At 59.3% G+C, this 383-nt stretch carries 1 protein-coding gene; it reads right to left on the bottom strand.

Going from position 1 to position 383, the window contains the following annotated elements; genetic code table 11:
- Positions 1-383 (bottom strand): type IX secretion system membrane protein PorP/SprF (locus H7U22_RS22170; RefSeq protein ID WP_187073532.1); only part of this gene is annotated, 383 nt, incomplete at both ends.

The raw sequence follows: 383 nt of genomic DNA, 5'->3' as shown, positions 1-383 counted from the left end.
TAGGTTGTGCCCGCACCGATGGTGGCACTGTTGGTGCTGTGGTACATCCCGCTCAGCAGGAGCTTGTTTCCGAAGAACTCCAGGTTTGCGCCCGCATCCAGAATGTCCCTATAGTTCTCCACCCCGCGGTACACCACCTTCGGCTCGATGCTGCTCAGCGCAGATCCATTTTTGCTGGCAAACCTGTAGCTTACCGCAGCCATGTAGAGCGACCGGTCCGCAACCGTACGCTCCACGTCACGCTCCAGCAAACGCTTCAGGTTCGGGAGCGTGCCCTGTACCGTAAGGCTCCCGTTGCGGTAGGCCATCCCGAAGTCGCCGTCGAAATAGAGGCTCCGCTGGTTGAAGCTGTAAAGGCTCGCATCCGCAAGGTCGCCCCTTAT

It is taken from the genome of Pedobacter fastidiosus, from assembly GCF_014306625.1.
Taxonomy (GTDB): domain Bacteria; phylum Bacteroidota; class Bacteroidia; order Sphingobacteriales; family Sphingobacteriaceae; genus Pedobacter; species Pedobacter fastidiosus.
This window is presented reverse-complemented; position numbering and strand designations above follow the sequence as displayed.